Below are 26,047 nucleotides of genomic sequence, written 5' to 3' on the forward strand. Positions count from 1 at the left end.
ATTACAATGAAGCGTTGGATTGCTGTTGGGCGATGGGCGCCTAACATTCGGGGCAATAAATTCTCCGGGCAAAAAATCACAACAGTAGGCTTTTCAAGGGTTTTCCGGTAAGCTACTCACCTTCCCACCGTTTTTGCCCTCTGCACACGTACTGTCAACCAATCATATGCCATACAAGACCCACGTAGAGAATCCACGCGTCGCGCTAATTGGCAGTGGAATCATGTCGGCTAATCTCGGAGCCATGCTGAAAAAACTGGATCCCGATATGAAGATTCAGTTGTATGAAGTCACGGAGGATCTGGCGCAGGAAAGCTCAAACGCTTGGAACAACGCAGGCACCGGTCATGCTGGTATTTGTGAGCTAAGTTACACCCCATTTCAGCGCGAGGATGGCACCGTAGACGTAACCAAGGCTATCGAGATCTTTGAGCAATTCGAGATGTCCAAGCTGTTTTGGGGATACGCGTTGCGAACGGGAATGATCCAGGGTGCACGCGATTTTATCAATTCGGTTCCCCACATTAGCTTTGTCGAAACCGAGAAGCAGGTTAACTATTTGCGAGCACGATTCCAGGGGCTTAAGCACCATCATTTTTTTGAGCCCATGACCTTCACGGACGACCCGGAAGTTATCAAGAGTTGGGCTCCTCTACTCATTTATGGACGAAAGAACGTTCCTGTCGCTGCCACCAAAATGGATCAAGGGACCGACGTGAACTTTGGCAGTGTTGCTCGCAAACTGATTCATTGGCTGTCCGAGCAACCTGGTTGCGGCGTTGCTTCCGGGCATCGTGTCATTGGACTCAAACGCATCGACACTGGCTGGGAGTTGACGGTTCAAGACAAAGATGGATTCCGTAGAAAGAATCGAGCCGAGTTTGTTTTCGTGGGAGCGGGTGGCGGTAGCATTCAGTTGCTTCAGATGTCTCGGATTGCAGAGAGTAAAGGGTACGGCGGATTTCCAATCGGCGGGCAGTGGTTGGTTTGCGACAAGCCAGAGATCGTAAACAAACATCAAGCAAAAGTGTACGGACAGGCGTTAGGAGCGGCACCGACCATGGCGGTCCCTCACCTGGATACCAGAGTCATCGACGGCAAGAAATCGTTGTTGTTCGGACCCTTTGCTGCTTGGACTACAAAATTCTTACACCGTCACGGCAGCTACTGGGATTTGCCAGGATCGATGAAGCTGGATAACGTCGGTTCACTGATCAAGGTGGGGCTCTATAACTTGCCTCTCGTGAAGTACCTTATGCAACAGGGGACACAGAGTTTGGCCTCGCGAATCAAGGTGCTTCAAGACTTCTATCCGGAAGCCCGAGCAGAAGATTGGCGATTGATCGATGCCGGGATTCGTGTGCAGGCTATCAAGAAGGAGGACGGACAGGCAGGAATCGTCCATTACGGAACCGAGGTCATTACCGACGCTGACAAAACCATCTCTGCGTTGCTGGGAGCATCACCGGGAGCCTCGGTTTCCGTTCATGTTATGTTGGAGGTGATCCGTAAGTGTTTCGGTGATCTGCTGGCAAGCGAATCAGGGGCGAGGGCCATGAAGGAAATGATTCCCAGCTATGACGTCGATCTTAAGCATCCGTCCCAAGCTCAATACTACCGCGAGTTGGATGCGAAAGCGGAGCAAGATTTACAGTTGCAATAGTAGCGGAACGGGCGCGAGCCCTCCGGTAGGGCGTCAACGCGCCCACCGCCCATCAACTCGCCCAGCCAATCCCCCTACGCCCGCGAACAAGTAGGCCGTAACAAGGCTTTGCGCCGTTACGGCATGCCTCGCCGCGGGCTAGGCCTCATCTGACTAATCCACGCATCCCTGGCGTGCCATGCCGTAACGGCATCGCGAAGCGATTTGTTACGGCCTACAAGGCCATCGCCTAACGTTGATGGGACTACATACTAAGAACTGGCAGACCAGCGCTCTGAGCATGCTGAGCAAAACTCGCAGCCACCGAACGAACCACGCCTCGGCAAACTGCCTCGAACGGCTTGGCCAGCACTGGATCTTGAAGTGCTTCGGCAAGTCGTCCTTCGTCCGACTCTCGCCTTAACGCGATCTGAATAGGGACCTCTCCCAAGAACGGCACTTGCAGTTCCTCTGCTTTGGCTCTCGCCCCGCCACGTCCGAAAATGTCGTAAGTCTTGCCTGTTTCCGGATCGGTGAAACCGCTCATGTTTTCCACCACTCCCAGAATCGGAATCTTGGTCTTCTCAAACATCGCAATCGCCTTGCCCGCATCCAGTAACGCGACTTCCTGTGGCGTGCAGACGATCACGGCACCAGTCAACGGCAACAATTGAGACAGGGTCAAGGCGACGTCACCAGTTCCAGGAGGCATGTCGATGATCAGATAGTCCAATTCGCCCCAATCGGTGTCTCTGAGGAACTGAGTAATGGAGCCATGCAACATGGGGCCTCGCCACACGACCGCCTGATTCTTTTCGAGGAGGAACCCCATCGACATAACGGGCATCGACCCGCACAGTTTCGGCTGAATCTTTCCGTCGACGATTTCAGGACGTCCGTCGAGACCAAGCAAATGAGGGATGCTCGGTCCGTAAACGTCTGCGTCCATGAGCCCTACTTTGGAGCCCATTTTCTCCAGCGTCAATGCAATGGACGCTGCCAGAGAGCTTTTCCCGACTCCTCCTTTGCCAGCAGCCACGGCGATGACCGCCTTTGCCTTTAGCCCAATTTGGCCGATGGGAACGGGCGGCTTGTGCAGGCTCTCAAGGCGAATATCGATTTCTTTAACACCAGGGATGCGACTGTTGATTAGGCTCTTTAGCCGATCAACGATTTCGTCGGCAATAGGCCTCAGCAAGGAGGTGATACTATATCGAAACGAAATCCGCCCGTCCGCCACCATAAAGTCCCCGACCTGACCAGTCGCGAGTACGGAGCGTCCCGTCTCGGGGTCCCGAAAGGATTGGAGGGCTTCTTGAAGCTGTTGGTTGATTTCGAGGTCTGACATGTTTTCCCTGTGGTATTTGGAGTTGCCTTCAAGTGTACCAAACCGGCAAATACCCGCCAGCCAACCGTTTCTCTCGACACTTCAAGCGGAGAAAATGCGAGTGAAAACTGGGCTAATTGGGATTCGCCGACGGGAAAACGGAAAAGATTCTGCCCCGTGGGACCAGACGTGTCACACCCCGGTACGAAGATTACTTGTGTCAGGGGAACAGCGAAAGTCATCGAAGGAGGTGGTGACGCTGAGCCAAACAACATCCAAACTTTTTGGTCACCTTGACACTCCCAAAGATGTTCAACCCTCTGCTCTCGCCCCCTCAATCGAGGGCAGAGCGGTTGGACAAATCCCGCAAGATTTAAGGCTCGCGGGGTAGACATGACAGTTCAACAAAGAAGCAAGGAAACGAAAATCATGGCAAAGTTCTACGTACAAAGCGGATCAGTTCGAGCAGTTGTCGACAGTGCCGATATGGATCGTGCAGCTCTCTGGGTTGTGAACGAGGTCATGACCACCACGCTGCCTATCGACGACATGAGCGATGTCGAAGTCACCCAAGACAACAGCCAGCGATCCGAAGGACAGTATCTGTCCGAGACGATCAAGATCAGTGAAGTTGGATTTGATCGCGACGATGCAAGCGAAGTCGATGTGCTAAACGCGTTCCGTCATTGGTATGAGCTTTACCAAGTAGTCACGATCTTGGCTGGAAAGCTATGTCAGCCAGCTGAGTCGGCGTATTGATCCTTGGGATGAGTCGATCAGGAACTTATCGCACGCGGACGGATAAGCCCAGGCTGAACGTCCAATTCGAGGCTGTCATAATCACCCTGATCGATTCGCTCCCAGGCCAACGCTCCCATGGCTGCGTTGTCAGTACACAACTCGCGTGGTGCGAATACAACTTCACACCCGTTCGCTCTACAAGCTGCTTCCAGCTGCTCTCGGAAAATCAGATTAGCGGCCACCCCACCGCCGACGCATACGCGGTGGATGCCCGTTTGCCGAGTTGACTGGATACACTTGCCGACCAAACAATCGACAACTGCCTGCTGAAACGACGCTGCGATGTCCGCCTTGTCTTGCTGGCCAAGCTCGATTTCACTCCAATCCTGCTTGCCCGTACCCGCGATGTGATACCTGACCGCAGTCTTCAAACCGGAGAAACTGAACTCCAATCGATTCTTGTTGTCCAACAAGGGCCGAGGGAACGAAATGGCTTTCGGATTGCCGGTTGTTGCGAGCTTTGCTAACTCGGGGCCACCAGGAAAGGGTAACCCTAGCATGACGGCGACCTTGTCAAAGCACTCTCCCGCAGCATCATCGATCGTCCCCCCCAAATACTCCCACTCCATGGCCGTATCACATCGGTATAGACTCGTGTGTCCACCACTTACCACGAAACCAATGCAGGGATAAATCGACTCGGGCCGCCCCATGCCACATGCATAAATATGGGCTTGAACATGATTGATGCCGACCAGCGGTTTTTGCCATGCTAACGCTAAACCTTTGGCCGTTGCTAACCCGACGAGCAACGATCCTGGTAGACCTGGATGTGTTGCAACAGCGATCGCTTCTAAATCATTGGGGGCGACTTGAGCCTGCTTGACGGCGGTGTCGATCACTGGAATCATACGCTCCAGGTGGGCTCGCGCTGCAATCTCCGGAACGACTCCGGCAAAGCGTTGATGCAAATCCTCTTGCGTTGCAATACATTGCCCCAAGATCTGGCCATCGCGAGTGATGACGGCCGCTGCGGTTTCATCACACGTGGATTCAATGGCCAATAGGATTCGCGTCATTCCCATCCCATCATTTCTAGACGTTCGCCCATTGACGATTCGCGGCACTCGCTAGCACAGCGTCGCAAACCTTTTGGGTTTCGAGTGCGTCCCGGAAGCTCGGGTGCGCTGGCTCGCCAGTCTCGAGACTCTTGAGGAAGTCCGCCACCTGATGAATAAACGAATGCTCGTACCCAATCTGTAAACCAGGGACCCACCAATTGCCCATATACGGCTGATCACCATCGGACACGTGGACACTTCTCCAGCCGCGAACGATCGACTCATCGGAATGGTCAAAGAATTTGAGCCGATGGAGATCATGCAAATCCCAAGCTATGCTGGCATGCTCGCCATTGATTTCCAACGTGTACAACGCCTTGTGACCGCGAGCATACCGGGTCGACTCGAACAGTCCGAGAGAACCATTATTAAAGTGGCAGAAGAATGAGCACGCGTCATCGATCCCGACTGGTTGCTTTTCGCCGGTCAAGGCGTGGACACGTTCCTTGACAAAGGTCTCGGTCACAGCCGAAACGTCCTTGATGGTTCCATTCAGCCAAATGGCGGTGTCGATGCAGTGGGCCAACAAATCTCCGGTAACACCGCTTCCGGCCGCTTCGACATCGAGCCGCCATGTCGCTGCTCCACCTTGTGGAACGTCAGCGTTAATGGTCCAGTCTTGAAGGAAGTTCGCTCGGTAGTGAAAGATCCGGCCCAGTTTGCCGGAATCGATAATCTGCTTTGCCAATGTCACGGCAGGAATGCGACGATAGTTGTACCAAACCATGTTAGGCACACCGGCCTTTTCGACCGCTTGGCACATCTCTTCGCCTTCTTCAGCATTCATGGCGAGAGGTTTTTCGCAGAGGATCATCTTGCCCGCCTTAGCGGCTTCGATCGCAATCTCTTTGTGGATGTTGTTAGGAGTACAAATATCGACCGCATCGATATCGTCACGAGCCAATAGTTTCCGCCAATCGGTTTCGATCGACTGATAACCCCAATTTGCAGCAAACGCAGCAGCCTTGTCCGCGTTCCTGGCACATAAGGCTTTCAGTACAGGCTTGTATTCCGAAGGAAAGAAATGATTCGCTTGGGCATAGGCATTCGAGTGGGCCTTGCCCATGAATCCGTATCCGATCATTCCAATTCGCAATTCTTTCATATTCACATTCCAACTATAAGAGGTGAGGCCAATAAACTAAGGCTAGTTGTGGGAGCAAGCCACCGGTGCAGCGGCTTGTTTAGTTACGTCGATTGCCATGGCAGGCGGTAAGCTCTAGATCGAAGCAGAGAGGCTTAACCATTGCTCATGGAGTCACGAACCTGTGTCATCACGCTGAGAATATTGTTCCAAGTCTCAGGCTTTTCCAAAGTCGCATTCGGGAACATGCATCCATCCCAGCAAATGTGCTGAATTCCGCGAGCAGCAGCTTCTTTTAGCCAGAACTGCGAACAGCGGACGATGTCCAGCTTGCCGTTCGGATCGTCGGCTGGGCAATGCTTGCCTGTCTTATCATGCGAACCTGCGCCGTGAACTTGTCCGTCGTTCTGAGCAACGTGGAAATCGATGGTCCATGGCCGAAGCTTATCTGTCATTGCTTCATAAGCGGCATAGAACTCGTCCTCGGAGTAGCCTTCTTTCAGTAATGCATACTCAGGTGCGTTATATCCGAGTAGATAGAGATACGTGTGTGCCAAGTCCGCTTGGAAGCCAAGAGTCTCAGGCATGCCAACTCCCTCGAGCACATCCAGCATATCTCGCCAACTGTGCATACCGGCCCAGCAAATTTCCCCTTCGGCAGCTAAACGCTGCCCGGAGTCGCTAGCGATCTTGGCAGCTTCCTTAAAAGTTTCCACGATCGTCTTGGTGTTGCCTACTTTATCAGCACGCCACTTCTCAATTCCGAACTCGGCGCTATCGATTCGAATGACACCGTATTTTCTTACACCGTGGTTTTCGAAAACCTTGGCGATGCGGCACGCCATCCGAACAGCATCCAGAAACTTGGCCCGCGAAGCCTCATCTCCCATCGCCGAATCCCCGACCGTGCCTCCCCAAACGGGAGCTACAAGAGATCCGACTGAGAAGCCGTAACTGGCGATCTTGTCGGCAATCTTGGTCAGCTCTTCGTCGGAAGCGGTCGGGTCGGTGTGAGGCAAAAACAGAAAGTAATCGATCCCGTCGAATTTTTGACCAGCGACATTCGCAGCCGCGGTGAGCTCGAGCATCCGCTCTAAGCTAATCGGTGGCTCTTGATCGGGACCGTCCCCTTTGCCGACCAGACCTGGCCACATAGCATTGTGAAGCTTTAATTTTGTCATGATTTACTCGATGGAATGGGAGGGAGATGAACGAATAGAAACGCAGGGATAAGTTCTTGAAGGATTATTGATTCTTCCAAGCACCATTTTTCGGCATGTTGGAGTGGGCATCGGGGCCAAAGTACCGCAACCCTACGAGCGGCTCGCTACCGGTATTCTCGATCTCGACTCCTCGCACGGCTGCTTCGTGCGAGATAAAGACTTCATCCTCAGTGTTTTCGCCGAATCGGATCATAGCAGGTGTTTGTAACGCGAGCTTGCCCATGCGTCCTTTACCTTGAACAGTGATCCAACCGCTGGTCGCTCCATCCTTGAGAATGCACTTGGCACCTGGCTCAACGGTTAATTCCTTGGCACTGAAAAGCTGTTGTCCATCGATGCTGCCGTAAACGATCCACTTGTCGGTGTAACCGGGCCCCGATTTGGATGTATCAACGATTGGCTCGATGTAGTTAGCATCCTTAAAGTGAGTGTCGACGTTCTTTTCCCAATCGAGCTGTCCGATGATAAAGTCCAAGTCTTGATGCTTGTCCTGTGGCATATCCTTGACAAGCAGCGACCATGGAACGTAGCGTCCCTCCACGATCGACTGGAACATGCCGAACACATCGCTACCCCATTGCGGTTCATAAGTGCAAAGAGAGCCGGGAGCGTGTAGAACCCCTGGTGGAATTAACCAGCCAGTCCCACGCTTCAATCGATAAGCTCTCGACAAATCGAGGATGCCGTTATCCCCTTTGTTCCAATTCTCGAGGCAACGACGAAGATCCTCTTTGCTCGTGCCTGGCTCGAGCCCCATGAATGTGTAGCAAAAATTGTTGTCAACGTTGTTGTACTGAGGTGGGAAGTAATAGCTCTCTGGCTTGCCTTCCTGCCCGACCAGCTTGGCATCTTCTTGTGATTGATGCATATGGTGCGGAATCGGGCCCATGTTATCAAAGAACTTGGAATAAACCGGCCAGCGATTGTATTTGCCAAAAATCGAACTTCCGACCAGCCGATCGCCGAGCTCCGCAACGGCATCTCGAAGCAAAAATTTCTTTCCCTCAAAGAGACAGAAACTGAGACCTTCGTGCCAAACGCGACCTTCGTTAGCCGCCTCCGTCGTGGAGGAAAACCAACGCTCGTCGATGCCGCCCCGGTTCGCACCGAACGCGTACAAATCCCCTGGATGTAGCTTAATTCGGCGTCCCGGATGCAAAAAGCTTCGAGGCACCCAAGTTGGCGTGAGTCGCAACAGCCCTTCGCCAGCGTCGAGCGCCGAATCCAAGAGTTTGGCGACGTTATCTTTAGTTACTAAGCCGCTATCCAATCCAGTTGTACCTGTCATGAAGCTGTATGTTTGGGGGTTGATGGGAGGTGGGAATTTCAAGCCGCCTCAGTCGCAGGCTTGATCACCGGGTAAATCCGGAATGCAAAAGCCATGTTGTAAATTGCTACGATCGCCCTTTCAAGCAGTCTATTGCCGTTTTAAGGGCCATTCGGCTCCGAAAGCCCCCTTTTTGAAGGGTACTTTCCAGAATTCTCGGTATTTCAAGAAGATCTTATCGACCGTCAGGTAACGCAACTTGCTCAACCGATTGCAAGTAACGCATGAGATCAAGGGCTTCTTGATCGGACAAAGTTGCCAACAGTCCGTCCGGCATCATCGACATGCTGGAGGTTTGCCTGGATTCGATCTCGGAAATCGGAATGACGATCAGTTCCGTTTGATCTGCCACGCGCAGCTTGATTTGCCGCTCGTTTTCTTCTGCCGGAATGCCGGAGTAGACTCGTCCATCCTGAGTTAGGATGAGCTGCATTTTGTACTCCTCTTGAATCACCGCACTCGGCGTGATGATATTGCTGAGAAGATACTCCAGGCTAGGACGATTCGCTCCCGTAATATCAGGTCCCACGACTCCCCCCTCTCCGTAAAGCTTGTGGCAAGACGCACAAACCTTCTGGAAGACTACGCGTCCACGGCTCAGGTCAGCTTGCGATAGATTCCGCTCCTGGAAAAGCTTTCTGTACTTCTCAAAGAGAACATCTTTGTCGGCGCTCAACTCATCAATAGGTCCCCATACGTCTATAAACGAATTTCCTACCGTTCTCCTCAAGACCCGAGCAAGGTGAGCTGGCACATCCTTCTTATCGATCTTGCCTTCGCGAAGTGCTGCGGTCAACTCACGTCCGTACGACGACCGGGATGCGAGCGAACTGATTGCGTCCGACCGCTCCTCGGGCTCGAGGTTCGGATACTGCTCAATAACTCGCCGAGCTAACTCGACATCATCGAAAGAGGCTAAGGCTCGGATCGCATCGCGACGGAGCTCTTTTTGGTTCATCAAGCGACGAAGCTCTCGCCTGAGCTCGTCTCGCTTTTGACCTGCAAGCAACTGAATCGCTTTGCGACGATCCTCTAGTGGACTGTCGGGATCTTTCAGTACTGCAAGCATCCGCTTGGCCGTCTCAGTATCGCCGAATTGTTGTGATATAGAGTTCACAAGGTCTCGTTCACGCGGAGAAAACGTACTGAGCTTTTCTTCTAACGACTTCCAAGCCTTGGGCGGAGCGAGATCATAACGGCCGTCCATCGCATCGCGCATGCCAAGCAAGAGCTGTTCTCGCTGTGGAGAGTCTGCTCGAACCAAGCCCTCCACCAAGCTGTCGAATTGTCCCGCGTCTCCTAAACGCCTCGCAGTATGCCTAGTCACCAGCGGTATCTGACTGCCACTAGCCAGCACAAGCCCACGAGCTGGATCCGAAGCGACCAAGCCTTCCACGGCAAACCAAGTCATCTTGGGCAAGTTATGATCGTCGGCGTCCGTTTTGTGCTGTACGAGTCCTGCAGCGACCTGCCAACGATTCTCGATTGGGATGCGTTGCATCGCGCTGGCCAGGTAGAGACGCACCACCGGCGAAGGATCTGTCTCGGCTATCGCTGCAAACTTTTCCAAAGCTGCGGTGCCGGGTTCCATGTCCTCGCATAGCAATTGAATCGCCCAAGCTCGAATGTGAGGAGCTTGGTCATCCAGCAAAGCAACCAACTGTTCCGTGGAAAGCTGCTGGATCGCGTGCAATGTCCATAAGCCTCTAAGTCGCATATCGATATCAGTGTGACTTGCCAATTGATTACGGATGAGGGCAATTGCTTCCGAAGCAATCGGGCGGCTTAAGGCTCGATGTTGCAAAATGATTCGTGCTCGTGTGGCATGCCACACGCTAGCTACCGATTGCATCTGAACCAGGGCCTGATCATCGAGCTGCTCCAAATCAGCACTGCGATGCGGGAATGAGACCGCATTCGACTTTTCCGGCGCAATGCGAAAGATGCGGCCTGTATCTTTGTTCAAGACTTCTTTGCCGCAGATGTCGGCATCATGCCAATCGAGAACGTACACATCTCCCATCGGCCCAACCTCGACGCTAAACCCGATCCACTGAGCATTGTTGGCTAATAGAAAGTCGTCACCTTCGCGACCGATGTAGCCACTGCCTGCTGGCTCGAGTATGTCGGTAAGCACGGCATGTTCATGGATGTTAGCCATAAAGATGCGGCCATGATACTTATCGGGAAAAGCATCACTTTGGTAGACGCGAGCGCCGCCGTGAGCGGATTGATGCGCATGATCGGTGATCGTCTTGATGTCCGAATAGACATAAGGATTGAAGTGCGTTCCTCCCTGCCTATGGTAAATGCCACCCGGAATTACGTGCCAGAGGTGAGGTATCACGCAAGCTGTTATAAAGAGCTGTCCTTTGGCATCGTAATCGATGCCCCACGGATTGCTGAATCCGTGCGAGACGACTTCGAATCGATCTTTGGTGGGATGGTACCGCCAAACACCGCCGTTGATATCGACAGGTTCGCCATCGAATTCGATTTGTTCCGGGTACTCCGATTTGCCGAATAGCACCCGGCCTTTACCTTTCGGTTTGCCGACTTTTGATGGAGTAGCGAAGCCTTGTAGTCCGTAGAGCCATCCGTCGGGGCCCCAGATAAAGCTGTTTAGCGTCTCGTGGCGGTCACGAATTCCCCATCCGGTGAGTCGGACCTCGATGTCGTCGATGTCCGCTTTGTCGTCATTGTCTTTGTCTGGAATAAAGAGTAAATTCGGTGGAGCTCCGAGCCAGAGCCCTCCCATGCCAACCGCCATACCAGCCGGAAACGGTATTCCCTCGACAAAGGTCTTGCGCGAGTCCGCTTGGCCGTCGCCGTTGGTATCCTCCAAAATCGAAATGCGACTCCGTCCGTCGTTCGCAAAACCGGAACCGCGTGTCTCGTAGTCCAAGTTTTCCGCAACCCACATACGTCCTCTTGCATCCCAGCAAAACGCCATGGGTTGCGCAATCATCGGTTCTGCGGCGTATACATTGACGTTGAAGCCAGGCTGGACGGTCATGATTTCGACCGATTGCTCTGGGGTGAGAAATTTCGCTTCACGACCTTCTTGCTGTGCAATCTGCCAGTGGGCATACGCGACTTCTTGTCCCGAGAACTCGGTCCATTTCTTGCCGACTGCCACATCGCTAAACTCACCGGTGTAGATCACAAATCGATGCTTGATGATTTCACGTCGCCCTTGCGGGATCGACCAATCTCCCATCCGCGACCGAGCGGTTCCTAGTCCGAACTGGCCGTCGACTCGCCAGGGAAGTGGGTACCCATTGTTTTGCGGATGATCGAAAATTGCGATGTGAGCTGGGGTATCTCGACCGGGAACCGTCATGGCGAGATTGGTCCATGCGGCTCGGCGACCTTCGGCGCGTTGATTGGTTTCGCGAGCACTATTAGTGATCTTCGCATCGATACCAGATTGCCAAGGCATTCGAACGAAGAGCCCGCCGTAATCATATTTTCCGATCGTTACATTAACCTTGGCATCGCCGTACCAATCGAGGTCCATCACATACTGGTCGCCAAGATCTCGCAACGTCCAGAGCTGCGACTCCTGGAGGATCGTTTCGCCTCGCTCGTCGAGAAGGTTATAGACGGTTTGCCACTGAACGGATTCGGCGGCTTGGATCGCCGTCGGCTTGATCACACTGACCGAGACTCGCTGCCAGTGGGAAGCACCGGGATTATGAAAGTAATCCCGACCGTTCAGTTTGGTATAGCCGTAGTAGATTCCGGTCTGATGTTTGTGATGGTCAGGAGCATATTGGGTCAGCGTGCCTTTACCGTCTGGTGCTACGATGGGATGCAGGAAGGGACGATGGTCTGGCGATGCCACTTGCGTGACGATCGGCGTTGAGCCCTTGGCTCGCTCCACGACAACGCTGTTTCCGTCTGCGGTGACTCTTGCAGTGAGTAACGGTGCGGTCTCCTGTTGTCCATGGGACAGAGTGGATGCCAATGCGATCACACACATCAGTGAGAAGCTTGAAAGCAGACTAAAGCCAGTAATTGACCTGAGTTTTTTCATAGGTAAGAGATGGTGAGGAGGGGGGAGGATATGGGGAGTTTTGGGGCTCGAAACGGGTGCTCCTGGGGCCGCCCCTCTATTTTAGTCCATTTTCAAAGGCAAAGATACGAGTATTCATTTCCCAACAATACTAGCCCGACAACGAAAGCGAGGGCCGGACCTCCTCTATGCCCGCCCTGATCCTCGCGAACAGGGAATCCTTCTCACAGCATTTATGCCTAGGAGAATTGGTAGCCAGGGAGTGAATGGCTAGCAAACAGATGAAGTCGGAGATTTGGAAATTTGATTAAAGTTTCTGGAGCATCCCTGACTGAACTGGTTGTGAGTGCCGTTTTCGGATACTAACTTCACGGCTGATGAGCGAAGGTGTTTATGGTGGTCTCGTCGCTCGTCACAATGATATCGGCTCATAGGATAGATGAAAAATGGAATCTCGAACCGTAATCCTCTTTGTGCTGTGTGGTGTGCTGCTATTTACCGGTTGCATGGGGACACCTTTGGCTGCTCCACAGCTAGAACGTTGGGGTGGAGGACTTTACGGTCAAGGGGACCAGGAACGTCAGAAAGCCCGAGCGGTTTACTTTGATCCATACCCATTGAATAGCATTGGCCCCCCGGTTGTAGGAGGACGGCCGCCTGGGTTCAGCAATCCTCTCCCGGAGGCGAAAAGAAACAAACTAGATCCGCGCGGCCGTTTCTATCATTAGGCACTTCGAGATGCTCCCACTCCGCCAAATCCGCATATCTGGCAGAATCTACTAATCTGCAAAATCCCAGCTTTAAATTCTTATCGATCTTTCAATTTTTTCGGAGATTTGCTAAAGTCCGGTTTGAAGAGCGCGGTTGGGTCCTCGCTCGATTCTAAGGCGTTAGAGGTTACCGAAGATAATTGCACGGAGGCGTTATCAAAATGAGAAACTGGTCTACGCGATTCATTGCTTTTCCCGTCCTTGTGTCGTCTCTTTTCTTGACGAAGCCGATCGTTCTTGGCCAGGAATCTGAGCCGAAACAATCGAGCCCAACTAAAGAAATCGATCTTGGCGATCCATCTGCCTCTACCATTGTTCAGAGTTTGTATATCGGTGAGCCCGAGTCGATTCCGTCTCAAAGCGAAAAGCTTATGGCGAATTGGCTCGGTGCGTGGCTCAAGTCGCCGGCTCGTTTCCGAACTGAGGTGGCAGTCCACTTTGCATCCGACGCGACCGAGAGCGAACGAGGAAATGTTATAGCCACCATTTGCTTCGAGAAAGCCGATGGCTTTGAGAACTCAGGGCACGCGACACAAGCTTCGGATAGATCTGAAACGGCCGAATCAGCACTTGGTACGCACCTGACCGTCAAACCGCTAGTATTCTCTACGGGTTTTGAAAAGTTCGTTGAAGAGGTCATTGCGTGCGGACATCGCATCTGCCTTGGGAACAAATGCTACGACGTCAAGGACCAGGTGGTCGCCGGGGATGATTGCTCGACATCCGAGGCTCCTGAATCGGAAGACGAGGAAGAAATCATGGTCGTACCAGCTGCTCCTCCCGCTCCGCCTCCGATGTACTTTACGCGGGACGAGCCACACAAAAACGGCCAGGAAATATTGCTGGACGACTCCGTTCTAAAGGAACTAGAAATAACCGGAGCGGCCAAGGTCGTGATGAATCTCTTGGTCGATAATGCCAAACTATCATCCCGGCTTGAGCTTACCGAAACTCTGATGTTGGAGCGACAAGCTGCAATGGAGCAAATATACGCCCTCGCAGAAAAGAATGCCCGATTGCAAACGCAACTAGCCGTTAATGAAGCAAAACAGTACGCTGCCGAGCAACTTGCCGCTAGCTTGATCGATAGAACGGAGATGGCGATGAGGATGGTTGCATTGCGTACCGACAACTCCCATGAGGAACCGAACTGTGGCGAGTCGAGCTTGACGCTCAAGAACATCCAAGAAGATTTGTCTAACATCCGGAAGCAAATCGGCCTCATGAAGCGGCAAGCGCCGGTCCCCTTCGCCCCCAGCTCCGTTGGGCTTCCTCGGGTGCAACCTTATGTTCCCATGCAGAACTACTGTCCTCCCGTAGAAACCTCCGAACCCGCCATTGCCAGCGAGCCTACTAGTACCAGCAAGTACTAGAGAATATTTCATCATATGTTCCGAAGGATTGTTTAAATCCTCGACGCATCTCATCCTTGCTGGTCGTTACCCCCCTTGCCAATTTTAGGTTAGTCCTATGCTCAAAAAACTACTATCATCAATATGTTTTGCTTCGTTCGCTTTGGCTTGTATCGGAGCGACGACCAGCTTCGGTCAAGATGCGTCCAAAAACGGCAGTCGGTCGCTGCTTGTAACGGACGCTACTAGCGCGGTGAATCAAGAGTCCAGTCGTGTTACCAATAAGGACGAAGCTAGCCCGAACAATGCAAAGAAGATTGAAACCAAAGCGGTATCCACGACGACTAGCAAGAGCGATGACGCGTTGCGTCCCGTAGCAAAAAAGGAGCTCACAGAAACTCCCTCTCCGATGGGTGGCCAGACCTACTTGCTCCGCTACAAATTCACTCCCGGGCTGCGAATTGTAAGTGAAGTAACCCACATGGCCAGAACTGACACCAAGGTTGACTCCACTGCTCAGGATTCGGATTCCAGAACGGTAACGCACAAGACGTGGGATGTAACAAAAGTCGATAATGGTAACATGACCTTTGAATATTCGATCACCGACATCGATATGTCACAACGAATTGGGAGTGGTAACGAACTCAGGTACTCGTCCAAGTCCGATGAGCAGCCACCGTTTCAATTCCAAACTGCAGCAGATTCGGTCGGGAAGGTAATTTCGACCGTGACCATCGACGTGCAAGGCTTAATCGTTGCGCGGAGTGATGAAACCAATCCTCCTCACCTGGGGATGGGAGACATTACGCTTCCCGTTCCAGAGAGTGCAGTTGCGGTCGGTGCAACCTGGGAGATTCCGCGAGAGCTCAATATCCGCCGAGAAGACGGCTCATTGAAGCGGGTTCGCTTTCGCGAACTCTTTAAGCTCGAGAAGGTTAGTGCTGGAGTAGCCACCGTATCGGTAGCCAGTGAGATGATCACGATCATTTCCGACCCCAAGGAAGAAGCGCAAGTGGTCCAGCAATTGAGCAACGGTACTATCAAATTCGATATTGATGCAGGCCGAATGATCTCCAAAGAGTTGGGATGGGATAAGAAAGTAGTTGGTTTTTCCGGCGCAGGCAGCACCATGGAATATTCAGCCCGGCTCGACGAAAAAGTGGTTGCGACAGAGACAATTCAGCCAGCGACAAGATCCGCAAAACGATAAAAGCGTATAGAGATAAACGTTTAACCGCACGGGTATCGCCCTGCGTTGGATTTTGTTTAACCGCACGGACATCGCCCTGCGTTGAGGCTTCCAGGGCAGCCCATAGACAGGTTTCACAGGGGACGGTGGCTCAAGCAACTTTATCAGATTCGGGTTTGCAAGATCATCGCAGGGCGTTGCCCATGCGGTTAAACGATGGAGCCCCTGCGTTGAGGCTTCCAGGGCAGGAGCATTGTGAACTCCAGCAGATATACCAAGTTGGCTATAACAAGGCATTGCACCGCTATGCTCTTACTGTTCCTTTTGGCTAGCGAGGTTGTCCACTAGCGAGGCCGTCCACCTGGGCGAAATGGTGAGAAGTCCAAGTTTTGTAATTGACTAAAATCGAACGGTTCGCCAATCATCTTCCGCCACGTTTCCCGTTGCTTTTCGTTGAGTACGGCCAGTAACGCTGACATCAACTCGGGGTCATATTGAGGCCCTCTGGGGGGGCCGCGAAATCGCTGCCCATTTCCCCTTGGCATTCCACCAAATCCTTGAGCGGTCAAGTATCTATCCTCCTCGATTTGCATCTGTTGCTTTTGAGCTCGCTCTAGGTTTAGCTTGGCCGAAACATTTAGATTTCGAAACGCCATATGGCCTTGGAATTGAATGGCGAGCTGCTTAATTCGTTGGCGTTGTTGATCCTGAAGGATGTCGTCAAGCCTACTGTCGCTCCACTTTGCTTGCTCGAGAATTTCCGCTTCGGTCGGTCTCGCTCCGAACAACCACTTCTGTCGGCGTTCGGCATACTGGGAGATGAAAAGCAGAACATCTGTTTCTTGCTGATTGTGGATGTTAAGATCGCGCCGCACTTCGGGGATACTTAGGAGCACGGTATCTCGATCGGCTTGTATCAAAGCCATATCTGCCAGAATCTTAGACAAGCGATCGGAGGTTTCGCGAAGATCCGATTGAGCTTGTGGATTCTCACGTTGTTCATCAATGAACGACTGATAGTATTTGAGTGCAGAAGACAAAAGTCTCATGCGCAGTCCCTCCTCAAAGGGATTGTCAGAGAGTTCATCTTCAGCCAGGCGTATCATCTCGTCGGCAGCTTGCTGAGCCAGGCTCAATCGCTTTTCGGCTTGCAAGGAGCGATCGGTTTCTCGCTTGAGCGATAACAGAGTCAAGGAGCGTTGATTCTCGACTAACGCTGTGGTGATTCCGAGGGCGATTAAGCTGACCAACATCGCAAACATGGCCGAGGCAACAACGGCTGGGTGGCGACGTGCCCATTTTCGACCACGATCTACGAACGAGGGTTTTCTGGCTTGGATGGGACGCTCGTCGAGGAAACAACGAAGATCATTGGCGAATGCTTCGGCGGATTGATATCGATCGGCTGGATTGTGCTGAGTAGCCTTTTGAACGATCGTTTCGAGCTCTACAGGAATGGACTTGTCAACAGATCGCAGGGGTTTCGGTTCCGCGTATAAGATCTGGTGCAGGAGTGAGGGACGATCCCCAGCGTCCATCATGGGGCGATCTACGAGCAATTCATACATGGTTGCCCCTAAAGCGTAGATGTCGGAACGATGGTCGACAATCCCCTTCTGCCCGCTCGCTTGCTCGGGGCTCATATACCGCAACGTCCCAACAAAGTCTCCTGTCTGCGTTAGGGGATTGTTGGCAGCGACCATTGCCAATCCGAAATCGGTTACCCAGATCTTTCCGCGAGAATCCAGCATCAAGTTCCCAGGCTTTACGTCGCGATGAACGACTCCGCAGCTATGTGCATAATCGAGTGCGTCCGCGACATTGGCAATCAACTGAGAGATAGTTCGATATCGCACGCGATTGGGATTTCCACTTGTTTTGGATGCCCCTGTGGCGGACGCTTGGGTTAAGTCTCGATTTTTCGCGCTGGTCGGTGGAGAGGTTCGGATGTCCAAAAGCTCCTCTGGCAAAACCTCTGTACTATGCCCATGGAGTCCGCGAAAGGATTGGGACGAAACGGGAGCTCCGTTGATAAGTTGCATGGCGTAATAATGCATGCCGCGTTCGCAACCAACCGCATAAACCGGTACGATATGATTGTGATGCAGTTGCGCGGCCGCTTGTGCCTCCATTTTGAAACGTTGCAAATATCTTTCATCGAGCGAAGCTGCCAACGGTAGAACCTTGAGAGCAACATGCCTGCCGAGCGACAATTGAATCGCTTCATATACGACTCCCATCCCACCTCGTCCGATTTCGCGCAAGATGCGAAAATCTCCCAATGGCTGAGGCGAAAGGGTTGGGTCGAGACTCGCTGCTGGAAGAATATGAGGTGACGTTTTCTTCATCGAATAAGCAAGCTCGATACCATCCAAACATTCTTCGATGACATCTCGAAGGTCCGTATATCGCTCCAGGAATGCCTGTCGATCTGGCTTCTGATTGCTTTCGAGAAGCGAGCAGTATTCTCTTGAAATCTGCAGCACACGAGGATCGTCGAATGGATCAACGCTGTCTGGCTGGCTGTTAGGAGTTGCGGGATTCATCATCAATTGCCATCGTAAATTCCTTCTTGAGCTTGCTGAGACCTCGCACCCAGAGCTTTTCGACACTGTCGACGCTTCGATTTAATTGGGCTGCAATCTCTGGAAATGTTTTCCCTTCGAGGTGTCGAAGCACAAGGACATTTTGGTAATCGGGACTTAGACGAGCCAAACACGCGACAACGATCTGAGACTGTTCTTCCTGTGAAACCAATTGGCTCGGCGATTCCCCGGGATCTATAAACATACCACCTAGTGACATGGCTGAGTGATCCAAGTCGTTTTGAATTTGTTGCTCTAGCCGAACATCGCGAGCTTGTGTCCCTAAGTAGCGGCGAGCATTATTCGACAGCCTGCTCGCCAGAATCGATCTGAGCCAAGCCATGAACTGATCGCGAGACTCCCCCTCAAATTTTTTGATCGCACGATGAGCCTCTAAAAACGTTTCCTGAACCACGTCCGAAGCATCCAGCTTGACTTGCAAATGCCGTCCAATCTGGAGCCTAGCAAGCAGTTTGAGATAGCTTTCGACGTTCAGCAATAACTCCCCCAACGCTTGCTCGTCCCCTTGTTTGGCCCGTGCCAAGTTTTCCTTGTCCATCAAAGTGTGGTGATGCCTCGTGAGAAATTGTTAAGAAATCTTCGCAATCAAGTGGCGGTATTGGACCGAAATCGTGTCTGATTGAGTAGAGCCAATCCTGGTTTCGCCTGTTTCCCGTGGAGTTTGTAATCATGTTGCGTAGCATATCTCGAGCGAGCCTTTTCGTCGCTCTTTCATTATCTATCGCCTTTCCGACTTTGTCATCGGCACAGCCTCCGACAGGAGAGCAGCCGCCTGGCCAAGGTCCGGCAGGATTCGGTCCACCGGGATTTGGACCGGGGGGCTTCGGGCCGCCAGGTTTTGGTCCACCAGGTTTTGGTCCACCAGGTTTTGGTCCACCAGGATTTGGACCGCCAGGGGGAATGCCAGGGGGAATGCCAGGTTTTGGACCTATGGGAGGTAGCAAGGTAGAGCTACTAGAAAAATTCGATGCGAACGAAGACGGCTGGCTAAACGCAACAGAGCGCAAAGCTGCACGCGAATGGCTCAGTTCGGAGGAGGGGCAAGCGTCGCGCCGCCCTGGTGGCGGTCCCCGAAGAGGATCTGGCGGTGGAGCCAGGCCAGGCGGCTTCGGAGGTCCTGGAGGCCCTGGTGGTTTCGGACCGGGGGGTGGTAGGCCTGGTGGCCCGGGAGGCCCAGGTGGATTTGGTGCTGACGGGCCGGGTGGATTTGGTGCTGGCGGGCCGGGTGGATTTGGGCCGGGCGGACCGGGGGGAGGCCGAGGGTTTGGGCCGGGCGGTCGGACTAGCGAGCCTGCTAAGCCTGGTATCACAGTGAATCCGGCAGATGTGAAGGCCGTTGATGGGGAGCTCTACGATCCTTCGATCCTGAGAACCATATTTTTGACTTTCGAAGAGGCAGACTGGGAAAAGGAGCTGGAAGCCTTTCACGATACAGATGTAGATGTCCCAGCGACGATGCTCGTCGACGGCCAAGAATACCACGGGGTGGGTATTCGGTTTCGGGGTATGTCGTCCTATCGAATGGTTGCTTCCGGAAGCAAGCGATCGCTCAATCTGTCAGTTGACATGGTGGATGGTGAGCAACGATTACTAGGCTACAAGACGCTCAACCTTCTGAATGCGCATGAAGACGAATCGATGATAGGTTCGGTTCTCTACTCCCATATCGCTCGTCAACATCTACCTGCCCCCAAGGCGAATCTGGTCAGGCTGGTAATCAATGGCGAAAATTGGGGCGTCTACAATAATGTTCAGCAGTTCAACAAGGAGTTCATGCAAGAAAATTTCGGCTCACCTAAAGGAGCTCGCTGGAAAGTCACAGGCTCACCCATGGGGGGGGGCGGTATGGTCTACATCGGGGATGATCCAAAACTTTACGAGTCCCGCTACGAAATGAAGTCGGGAAAGACCAAAGATTGGGAAGCGTTCATCGAGCTTTGCAAAGTACTTAACGAGACCCCAACAGAAAGACTGGAGCAAGAGCTCCGCAAGAGAATGGATGTCGATGGTCTGCTTTGGTTTCTGGCAGTCGACAATGCACTTATCAATTGCGACGGCTACTGGATCCGAGCTAGCGACTATTCTCTATGTCGAGACGGTGATGGGCTCTTCCATATTTTGCCACATGATATGAACGAAGCCTTTCGCAGACCGATGGGGCCGGGCATGGGCATGGGTGGAGGCCCCCCTGGATTCGGCCCGCCAGGTTTTGGCCCGCCCGGGGGCGGACCGCCAGGATTTGGGCAACCGCCGGGATCTGGCCAACAACAAGGATCTGGGCAACAAGGATCTGGGCAACAAGGATCTGGGCAACAAGGATCTGGGCAACAAGGATCTGGGCAACAAGGCGGCAGGGCGACCAATGGCGTCGAGTTGGATCCGCTGATAGGACTAGATGACCCGAACAAGCCGCTTCGAAGCAAAGTATTGAGTGTTCCTTCACTCCAGAGACAGTATTTGGATAATGTCCGTACTATTGCGGAGCGTTCGCTCGCGTGGGATGCTCTGGGTCCGGTCGTAGCTTCGCTGCGAGAGTTGATAGACGAACAAGTAAAACTGGATACTAAGAAGATGAGTTCCTATGAAGAGTTTGTCCATGCGACAGCGTCGAAATCGAGCGAAACGCAGCATACCGATCAAGTCTCTCCAGGACAGCGCGGCGCTCCCGTGTTATCCTTAAAAGAGTTTTCCGACCAACGTAGAAATTACCTCCTCAAGTATTTGGATGAGCGTAAATGATGGAACAATCAGTCGCCTCTAGCGAAGGTGATTTGTTTTCAAAGCGATACGAACTGAAGTTCACGGTCTCGTCAGCATTGGCTGACGAGATTCAGGCTTGGGCTCTCGATAACATGGGGCCCGATCCGTTCCTTGGTGAGAGTTCCAGTAGCTCTTACCAAGTCACATCGTTGTACTTGGACACTCCGCAGTTCAGCATTTTTCATCGCCATCCTGAATCGGAGAACAGAAAGTATCGCATTCGTCGGTACAGCGACAGCTCTCAGCTTTGGCTTGAGGTGAAAAGGAAAAAGGGGGACCTGGTGCGCAAGAAGCGAACGTGGATCGATGGTGACGCCCTAACGGAGCTTGCCGAGCCACGGGATACCAATGGAGATCCAAACATTGAGAACTCGGACCAATGGTTTCGAGAGAGGATCCATCGATTTCCATTGCAGCCGAGCACTTGGGTCGAATATCAACGATTCGCTCGGGTGGGGGAAACACATCAAGGATCAGCACGATTGACGATCGATCGGGATATACGATGCTTGACTGCTCGTGACTGGAGCGTTCCAACTGGCTTGGGAGCAGCAGCTCCTGCGATCACCCCCCACTGTCAATTAGAGCTCAAATTTTGCAATCATTTGCCACCCCTATTCAAAGCGGTAATGAGCAAGTTTTCGCTGACGAGGAGTGTATTGTCCAAGTATCGAACCAGCGTTAACGTTTGTTACCTCATCGTCCCTGTCGCCTCGTAAGATAGAAAGCCTGGTGTTCCGTTGGATCTATTTCAATGGGAAGAGTTACAGCAAATTCAGCTAGATGACTTAATTCTTCGGTTTGTTCTGGCAGCGGTCGGAGGGAGATGTATCACATGGATCGCCTCCTTGAAATCGGATAAGGAGACCGATCATACAATCGGCACAACGTTCGTTCTGATGTGCGTTCTCATTGCAATGGCAACTCAGATCATCGGTAGCAATGTGGCTCGCGCCTTCAGTTTGGTCGGTGCTCTTTCGATCGTTCGATTTCGGACTGCGATCACCTCGTCCCAGGACGTTGCATTCGTACTAGCATCAGTAGTCGTGGGAATGGCGATTGGAGCAGGGCAGTACTTAATCGCCCTCTTGGGTTTGGTCACGCTCACGTTTGTTACTTGGTACATGAGGTTCGATCAAAATCGATCGGACGTGAAACCAGGGACAACATGGCGAATTCAGATCCGATCGACCCTCGGAGGGGAAAGCTCCTGTTTGGAGATCCTTGAAGAACTATTCGGAGCGGTCGAGCTTGTCTCTGCACAAACGGCTCGTCGAGGAAGTGCAGTCGAGTACGAGTATCGTGTTTCGCCGCATCTAGAGAAGAACGCGGCCGATGTCCTAGCTATGCTTGGTGAGATCCCCCAAATCGAGAGCGTTTCGATTCGCTGCGATCCCACTGACTAGAAAACTGGGGTAGCCTGACGAAACGGTGTTTAGCCATAAGGTACGAGTGGGGGCACTTCCCTGATGATTGGGTGGCACGTCCCTGAGTCTTCGAAAGGCGTGTTTTAGGGCATGCCTGTGTAGCATTCACGATCGAGCTCGCTAGCCCAATTCACCTTGCGATCTTAATTCGGATTCGCTATCAACCCAAACAGGAGCTGATTTTGGGCTCAACAAGGCGTTTTTACGCTGTGGACTTCGTGTTCGATATGACCTCGCCAGCGTTATGCTCGCTAGCATTTCACGACTAGATTAATTAAGTCAGGGCTGAACTTTGCATCAATTTGAATCTGCGATTTCTTCGCGTCTAACATCAGACGAAAGTACGCTCGGCCAATTCATTCCCTTGCTGTATCACTACAACATGCTGCAAGACGATGATCGGGTTGGGGCGTTTCTGCAGGCAATACAGTTCCTGGTGCGCCCCGGTATGAATGTCGTCGAACTCGGAGGCGGAACCGGAATATTATCTTACTTTGCAGCTCGGTTGGGAGCTCGGGTTACCTATGTCGAACGAAACCCGGAGCTGGTTACCGTAGCCGATCGCTTTTTAAATTCCAATGGTCTCGGTGCCAACGTAAATTTAGTTCAGTGCGACGCGCTCTGTTTCGTTCCAGAAGAACCGGTGGATATTGTTATTTGCGAAATGCTACACGTTGGTTTGCTAAGAGAAAAGCAAGCCCACGTCATAGACACCTTCAAAGCGAACTACAGAACTAGATTTCCGGAGCTTATGCCTCAGTTCATCCCTGAGGTGACTATGCTCATGGCACAGCTAGTTTACCAATCCTTTGACTTTCATGGCTTCGAGGCCCCGGTACCGATGTTCCAAGCTCCTGTGATTGGCCAAGCACGCACGGCAGAGCTCTCCAAGTTTCATACATATGCCAATATCGATTATCGCGAACACATCCCACATCGTTTCGAACAATCGATCGAATTCGACGTTTGCGAATTCGGCCTCGTTAATGCGCTCCGATTCGCGACGCAAAACATTTTGGCGGTCAACCTAGCCGAACAACGCGCGATTACTTGGGCCAATCAGTGCTTGGTGCTTCCTCTCGATCAACCTTTGGAGGTTCAGGTGGCAGATAAAGTTCAGGTCTCGATGGCTTACAACGCTGGCGGCTCTGTCGAATCGTTGTGGCATTCGTTGGAAGCGAACCGAACGTAAGCCACTCTACCTATTTCGCCCTTCTACATCAGCCCAAGCTGCTTTCTCAGTACCCAAAATGTACCGAGCATGGTGGTCAAGATAATCACTGTCCAGGGGTGAGCCCAAATCTGCCATCGCTTCACCACTGTCGGTGGATCTGGCACCTCTTTGATCATTTGCGTCAAACGATCTAAATCGTCCAGAGGAATAACGGCTCCTCGACTAACTTTTGATAACTCCTCGAGGATTTTCGGTTTTGCAGCCAAACCAACTCGTTCCTGCGCGGTCCCTTGCACAAAAAAATTGGTGGTGAGTTTTGCTCCGGTCTCTTTGCAAGTGACTGCGACTTGATGCAAGCCTGGCTCGCTCACCGAGACTCTACCTTCGAACAATCCCCAACTATCCGCTCCTGCACTGAGCAAGGTCACGTAGTCCGCTTTGCCAGTGGGACTTGTCACTGCGACTTGCACCTCACCTGAGGAAAGCGGCTCTCCGGACTGGCCCATAACGCTCGCTTTCAGAGACAAGGTCTGCCCTACGTTAGGTTGCTCTGGAGAATAGAAGAACCGGATCGACTCTCCCTTTGCCATATTCCGTTGATATGCCATCCACCGTACAACTTGCCCCCAAAAACGGTAGTTATACTTATCCTCGACCCCTCGTCGCCATCGCCACGCACCATCTGTGGCCATATACAAAATCTTGCCCGCCCCGTAGGTCTTGGTCACAATCAGCGGAAGCCTACCGTATTCATTGCTCGTTTCTTGATGAACACTCAGTACTTCGGTGCCCGCTTTCGCTCGGATGACCGGGGCATGCCATTGAAACCCGGGCAACGTCGACCAAACCGTCCAATTGTCTTCGTCGGTGTCGGCCAACTTTGTGAGCAAGCTCCGACGTCCCGATTCGGTGAGCTCGAAATGCATGGGCGACTTGCTGCCAATGCCCAGAGGCAACGAGCGATTGGTAATCACTGGTATCAATGGTTCTAGTTCGGTCTCTTCAAGCGAAATCTGATTGCCTTGTGGACCAGGTAAGAAGACCAACCCGCTGGCTTGATACTCCACCAACCCCTTGAGCAATTTGCACTGTTCCGGTGTTAGTTGACCTGACTCTATCCCCACATCTCCGAGGAAGACTACATCGTATTCAGCGAGCTCTTCCAATTGATCCGGAAACTCCTTGATGTAGTCGCGCGATCCGCCACCCGTACGTCCCAGCGAGGGGTGAAACAACAAGCATGACACCTCTACTCCTGGATCTCTGGAAAGGGCGTTTCTGAGATAACGATACTCCCAGCGGGGTAAAGAATCGATCACCAAGACCCTGAGCTTTTCTTCACGAATCGAAATCGGCGCCGTTAATTCATTGTTGGTGGAGATCACCTCTTCGGGATGATTGGGCACGGTGAGCTTGACAGTAAAATCTCCAACCGACTTCGGAGTCCACACCACGGAATCGGTCGTTTTGCTCTTTGCACTGAGTTTGACTTCTTTGGTGAGACGCTCGCCATCCGACATTTCCACGACCACAGTGGTGACGTGGTCCCTGGCCAGTGTTGATTCGATAGTGAATGGGATGCGAACAGCCTTACCCGAAATCGCGAAAGAAGGAGAATCGAGTGAAAGAGCTTCTAGGTCCGGCAATCGAGTTGTTGCCCCTAGAGGAATCGCAAAGATCGGGACCCCCTGACTGCGATAACGAATTGCCGACTCTACCGGTGGCTTGCCACGATTCCAGTCCCCATCGGAAACCAATACGACTGCCACCGTGCGTTGTTTAGAATCCAACACTGATTCTAGAGCGGAATGGATATCGGTCCCGCCGCTACCGTTGTCTCCCTTCGCGAAAGGTTCGATTTGCACCGAGAATCGCGAATCGAGTGATGCCCAACTCTCGGGTCGCGATAAGAATGCGGATGCTTCGCGCCGAGTTTGAGCCTCGACTCGAGCGGTCACACCTGTTGGCAGAACATCGCGGGTATCCATACTGGCAGATTCATCGGCCAATACCACAATTCTTGGTTTCTCAAGCGGACGAAACTCCTGGGTCCATTCCGGCTGATTGAGCAAAGTCACAATGACCGCAATGATGACAAACCTAAGAGCTTCGATCATCATGACCGCACGTCGCCAGCGACTGCCATACGCATTCCAAACGCCTACACCTATAGCCGCAAGCAATGCGATTGCGCTCGCGGCGAGCAACCACGGTGAGTTGGAAAAAGAGAGATAGGCACTTTGCGATTCATTCATGCCAATATTCTAATTCAGAATGGGGCGA

General features: G+C 52.5%; 18 protein-coding genes. 9 read left to right on the top strand and 9 right to left on the bottom strand.

Annotated elements, in window-relative coordinates:
• Positions 1 to 166: 166 nt before the first annotated feature.
• Complete coding sequence (mqo, locus tag SH449x_RS07045) at positions 167 to 1,663, top strand: malate dehydrogenase (quinone) (protein WP_482380621.1); 1,497 nt, start codon at positions 167 to 169, stop codon at positions 1,661 to 1,663.
• A 244-nt stretch (positions 1,664 to 1,907) separates the two neighbouring features.
• On the opposite strand, the gene SH449x_RS07050 is transcribed toward mqo, so the two are convergent.
• A complete protein-coding gene (locus SH449x_RS07050) occupies positions 1,908 to 2,990 on the bottom strand; it encodes an Mrp/NBP35 family ATP-binding protein (RefSeq protein WP_482380622.1) in 1,083 nt (360 codons plus the stop codon).
• A gap of 408 nt (positions 2,991 to 3,398) precedes the next feature.
• Here SH449x_RS07050 and SH449x_RS07055 point away from each other — a divergent pair, with 408 nt between their 5' ends.
• Positions 3,399 to 3,728: a hypothetical protein gene (locus tag SH449x_RS07055; RefSeq protein ID WP_482380623.1), complete on the top strand. Its 330-nt coding sequence runs from the start codon at positions 3,399 to 3,401 to the stop codon at positions 3,726 to 3,728.
• Positions 3,729 to 3,745: 17 nt separating this feature from the next.
• Here the strand turns inward: SH449x_RS07055 and tsaD are convergent, their stop codons facing one another.
• From tsaD to SH449x_RS07080, 5 genes are all read right to left on the bottom strand, one after another.
• Complete coding sequence (gene tsaD, locus SH449x_RS07060) at positions 3,746 to 4,789, bottom strand: tRNA (adenosine(37)-N6)-threonylcarbamoyltransferase complex transferase subunit TsaD (protein WP_482380624.1); 1,044 nt, start codon at positions 4,787 to 4,789, stop codon at positions 3,746 to 3,748.
• A 16-nt stretch (positions 4,790 to 4,805) separates the two neighbouring features.
• Positions 4,806 to 5,936, bottom strand: a complete 1,131-nt coding sequence (locus tag SH449x_RS07065) for a Gfo/Idh/MocA family protein (protein ID WP_482380625.1) — start codon at positions 5,934 to 5,936, stop codon at positions 4,806 to 4,808.
• A gap of 134 nt (positions 5,937 to 6,070) precedes the next feature.
• Positions 6,071 to 7,096 (bottom strand): TIM barrel protein, encoded by a 1,026-nt coding sequence (locus SH449x_RS07070; RefSeq protein WP_482380626.1) that lies wholly within the window; start codon positions 7,094 to 7,096, stop codon positions 6,071 to 6,073.
• Positions 7,097 to 7,160: 64 nt separating this feature from the next.
• The gene (locus SH449x_RS07075; RefSeq protein WP_482380627.1) at positions 7,161 to 8,426 is read right to left on the bottom strand and encodes a hypothetical protein; all 1,266 of its coding nucleotides are present in this window, start codon (positions 8,424 to 8,426) and stop codon (positions 7,161 to 7,163) included.
• Between the two features lie 214 nt (positions 8,427 to 8,640).
• Entirely contained in the window at positions 8,641 to 12,504 is a 3,864-nt protein-coding gene (locus tag SH449x_RS07080) for a PVC-type heme-binding CxxCH protein (protein WP_482380628.1), read from the bottom strand.
• Positions 12,505 to 12,929: 425 nt separating this feature from the next.
• On the opposite strand from SH449x_RS07080, the gene SH449x_RS07085 reads away from it, so the two are divergent.
• The 3 genes from SH449x_RS07085 to SH449x_RS07095 all read left to right on the top strand — a co-directional run bounded on the left by SH449x_RS07085 (position 12,930) and on the right by SH449x_RS07095 (position 15,818).
• Entirely contained in the window at positions 12,930 to 13,211 is a 282-nt protein-coding gene (locus tag SH449x_RS07085; RefSeq protein ID WP_482380629.1) for a hypothetical protein, read from the top strand.
• Between the two features lie 203 nt (positions 13,212 to 13,414).
• Positions 13,415 to 14,626 (top strand): hypothetical protein, encoded by a 1,212-nt coding sequence (locus tag SH449x_RS07090; RefSeq protein WP_482380630.1) that lies wholly within the window; start codon positions 13,415 to 13,417, stop codon positions 14,624 to 14,626.
• Positions 14,627 to 14,723: 97 nt separating this feature from the next.
• Positions 14,724 to 15,818 carry a hypothetical protein gene (locus SH449x_RS07095; protein ID WP_482380631.1) on the top strand — a complete coding sequence of 365 codons (1,095 nt, stop codon included), beginning with the start codon at positions 14,724 to 14,726 and terminating at the stop codon, positions 15,816 to 15,818.
• 323 nt (positions 15,819 to 16,141) lie between these two features.
• Here the strand turns inward: SH449x_RS07095 and SH449x_RS07100 are convergent, their stop codons facing one another.
• Both SH449x_RS07100 and SH449x_RS07105 read right to left on the bottom strand, forming a co-directional pair.
• Positions 16,142 to 18,346, bottom strand: coding sequence for a serine/threonine protein kinase (locus tag SH449x_RS07100; protein WP_482380632.1), 2,205 nt, complete (start codon positions 18,344 to 18,346; stop codon positions 16,142 to 16,144).
• Complete coding sequence (locus SH449x_RS07105; protein ID WP_482380633.1) at positions 18,324 to 18,941, bottom strand: sigma-70 family RNA polymerase sigma factor; 618 nt, start codon at positions 18,939 to 18,941, stop codon at positions 18,324 to 18,326. The genes SH449x_RS07100 and SH449x_RS07105 overlap by 23 nt, the downstream gene beginning before the upstream one ends.
• A gap of 131 nt (positions 18,942 to 19,072) precedes the next feature.
• Here SH449x_RS07105 and SH449x_RS07110 point away from each other — a divergent pair, with 131 nt between their 5' ends.
• The 4 genes from SH449x_RS07110 to SH449x_RS07125 all read left to right on the top strand — a co-directional run bounded on the left by SH449x_RS07110 (position 19,073) and on the right by SH449x_RS07125 (position 23,782).
• On the top strand, positions 19,073 to 21,142 hold the full coding sequence (locus SH449x_RS07110) for a CotH kinase family protein (RefSeq protein ID WP_482380634.1): 2,070 nt from the start codon (positions 19,073 to 19,075) through the stop codon (positions 21,140 to 21,142).
• Entirely contained in the window at positions 21,139 to 21,882 is a 744-nt protein-coding gene (locus SH449x_RS07115; protein WP_482380635.1) for a polyphosphate polymerase domain-containing protein, read from the top strand. Before SH449x_RS07110 ends, SH449x_RS07115 begins: the two co-directional genes overlap by 4 nt.
• A gap of 21 nt (positions 21,883 to 21,903) precedes the next feature.
• On the top strand, positions 21,904 to 22,569 hold the full coding sequence (locus SH449x_RS07120; protein WP_482380636.1) for a DUF4956 domain-containing protein: 666 nt from the start codon (positions 21,904 to 21,906) through the stop codon (positions 22,567 to 22,569).
• 313 nt (positions 22,570 to 22,882) lie between these two features.
• Positions 22,883 to 23,782, top strand: coding sequence for a methyltransferase domain-containing protein (locus SH449x_RS07125; protein ID WP_482380637.1), 900 nt, complete (start codon positions 22,883 to 22,885; stop codon positions 23,780 to 23,782).
• A gap of 23 nt (positions 23,783 to 23,805) precedes the next feature.
• Here the strand turns inward: SH449x_RS07125 and SH449x_RS07130 are convergent, their stop codons facing one another.
• Positions 23,806 to 26,019, bottom strand: a complete 2,214-nt coding sequence (locus SH449x_RS07130) for a hypothetical protein (protein ID WP_482380638.1) — start codon at positions 26,017 to 26,019, stop codon at positions 23,806 to 23,808.
• Positions 26,020 to 26,047: the final 28 nt, after the last annotated feature.

The organism is Brakhagea baltica (assembly GCF_052161605.1).
GTDB lineage: Bacteria > Planctomycetota > Planctomycetia > Pirellulales > Pirellulaceae > JBKCUI01.

Coding starts and splice junctions, on each gene's coding strand:
- mqo (WP_482380621.1), top strand. CDS start 167: ATGCCATACAAGACCCACGTAGAGAATCCACGCGTCGCGCTAATTGGC.
- SH449x_RS07050 (WP_482380622.1), bottom strand. CDS start 2,990: ATGTCAGACCTCGAAATCAACCAACAGCTTCAAGAAGCCCTCCAATCC.
- SH449x_RS07055 (WP_482380623.1), top strand. CDS start 3,399: ATGGCAAAGTTCTACGTACAAAGCGGATCAGTTCGAGCAGTTGTCGAC.
- tsaD (WP_482380624.1), bottom strand. CDS start 4,789: ATGACGCGAATCCTATTGGCCATTGAATCCACGTGTGATGAAACCGCA.
- SH449x_RS07065 (WP_482380625.1), bottom strand. CDS start 5,936: ATGAAAGAATTGCGAATTGGAATGATCGGATACGGATTCATGGGCAAG.
- SH449x_RS07070 (WP_482380626.1), bottom strand. CDS start 7,096: ATGACAAAATTAAAGCTTCACAATGCTATGTGGCCAGGTCTGGTCGGC.
- SH449x_RS07075 (WP_482380627.1), bottom strand. CDS start 8,426: ATGACAGGTACAACTGGATTGGATAGCGGCTTAGTAACTAAAGATAAC.
- SH449x_RS07080 (WP_482380628.1), bottom strand. CDS start 12,504: ATGAAAAAACTCAGGTCAATTACTGGCTTTAGTCTGCTTTCAAGCTTC.
- SH449x_RS07085 (WP_482380629.1), top strand. CDS start 12,930: ATGGAATCTCGAACCGTAATCCTCTTTGTGCTGTGTGGTGTGCTGCTA.
- SH449x_RS07090 (WP_482380630.1), top strand. CDS start 13,415: ATGAGAAACTGGTCTACGCGATTCATTGCTTTTCCCGTCCTTGTGTCG.
- SH449x_RS07095 (WP_482380631.1), top strand. CDS start 14,724: ATGCTCAAAAAACTACTATCATCAATATGTTTTGCTTCGTTCGCTTTG.
- SH449x_RS07100 (WP_482380632.1), bottom strand. CDS start 18,346: ATGATGAATCCCGCAACTCCTAACAGCCAGCCAGACAGCGTTGATCCA.
- SH449x_RS07105 (WP_482380633.1), bottom strand. CDS start 18,941: ATGGACAAGGAAAACTTGGCACGGGCCAAACAAGGGGACGAGCAAGCG.
- SH449x_RS07110 (WP_482380634.1), top strand. CDS start 19,073: ATGTTGCGTAGCATATCTCGAGCGAGCCTTTTCGTCGCTCTTTCATTA.
- SH449x_RS07115 (WP_482380635.1), top strand. CDS start 21,139: ATGATGGAACAATCAGTCGCCTCTAGCGAAGGTGATTTGTTTTCAAAG.
- SH449x_RS07130 (WP_482380638.1), bottom strand. CDS start 26,019: ATGAATGAATCGCAAAGTGCCTATCTCTCTTTTTCCAACTCACCGTGG.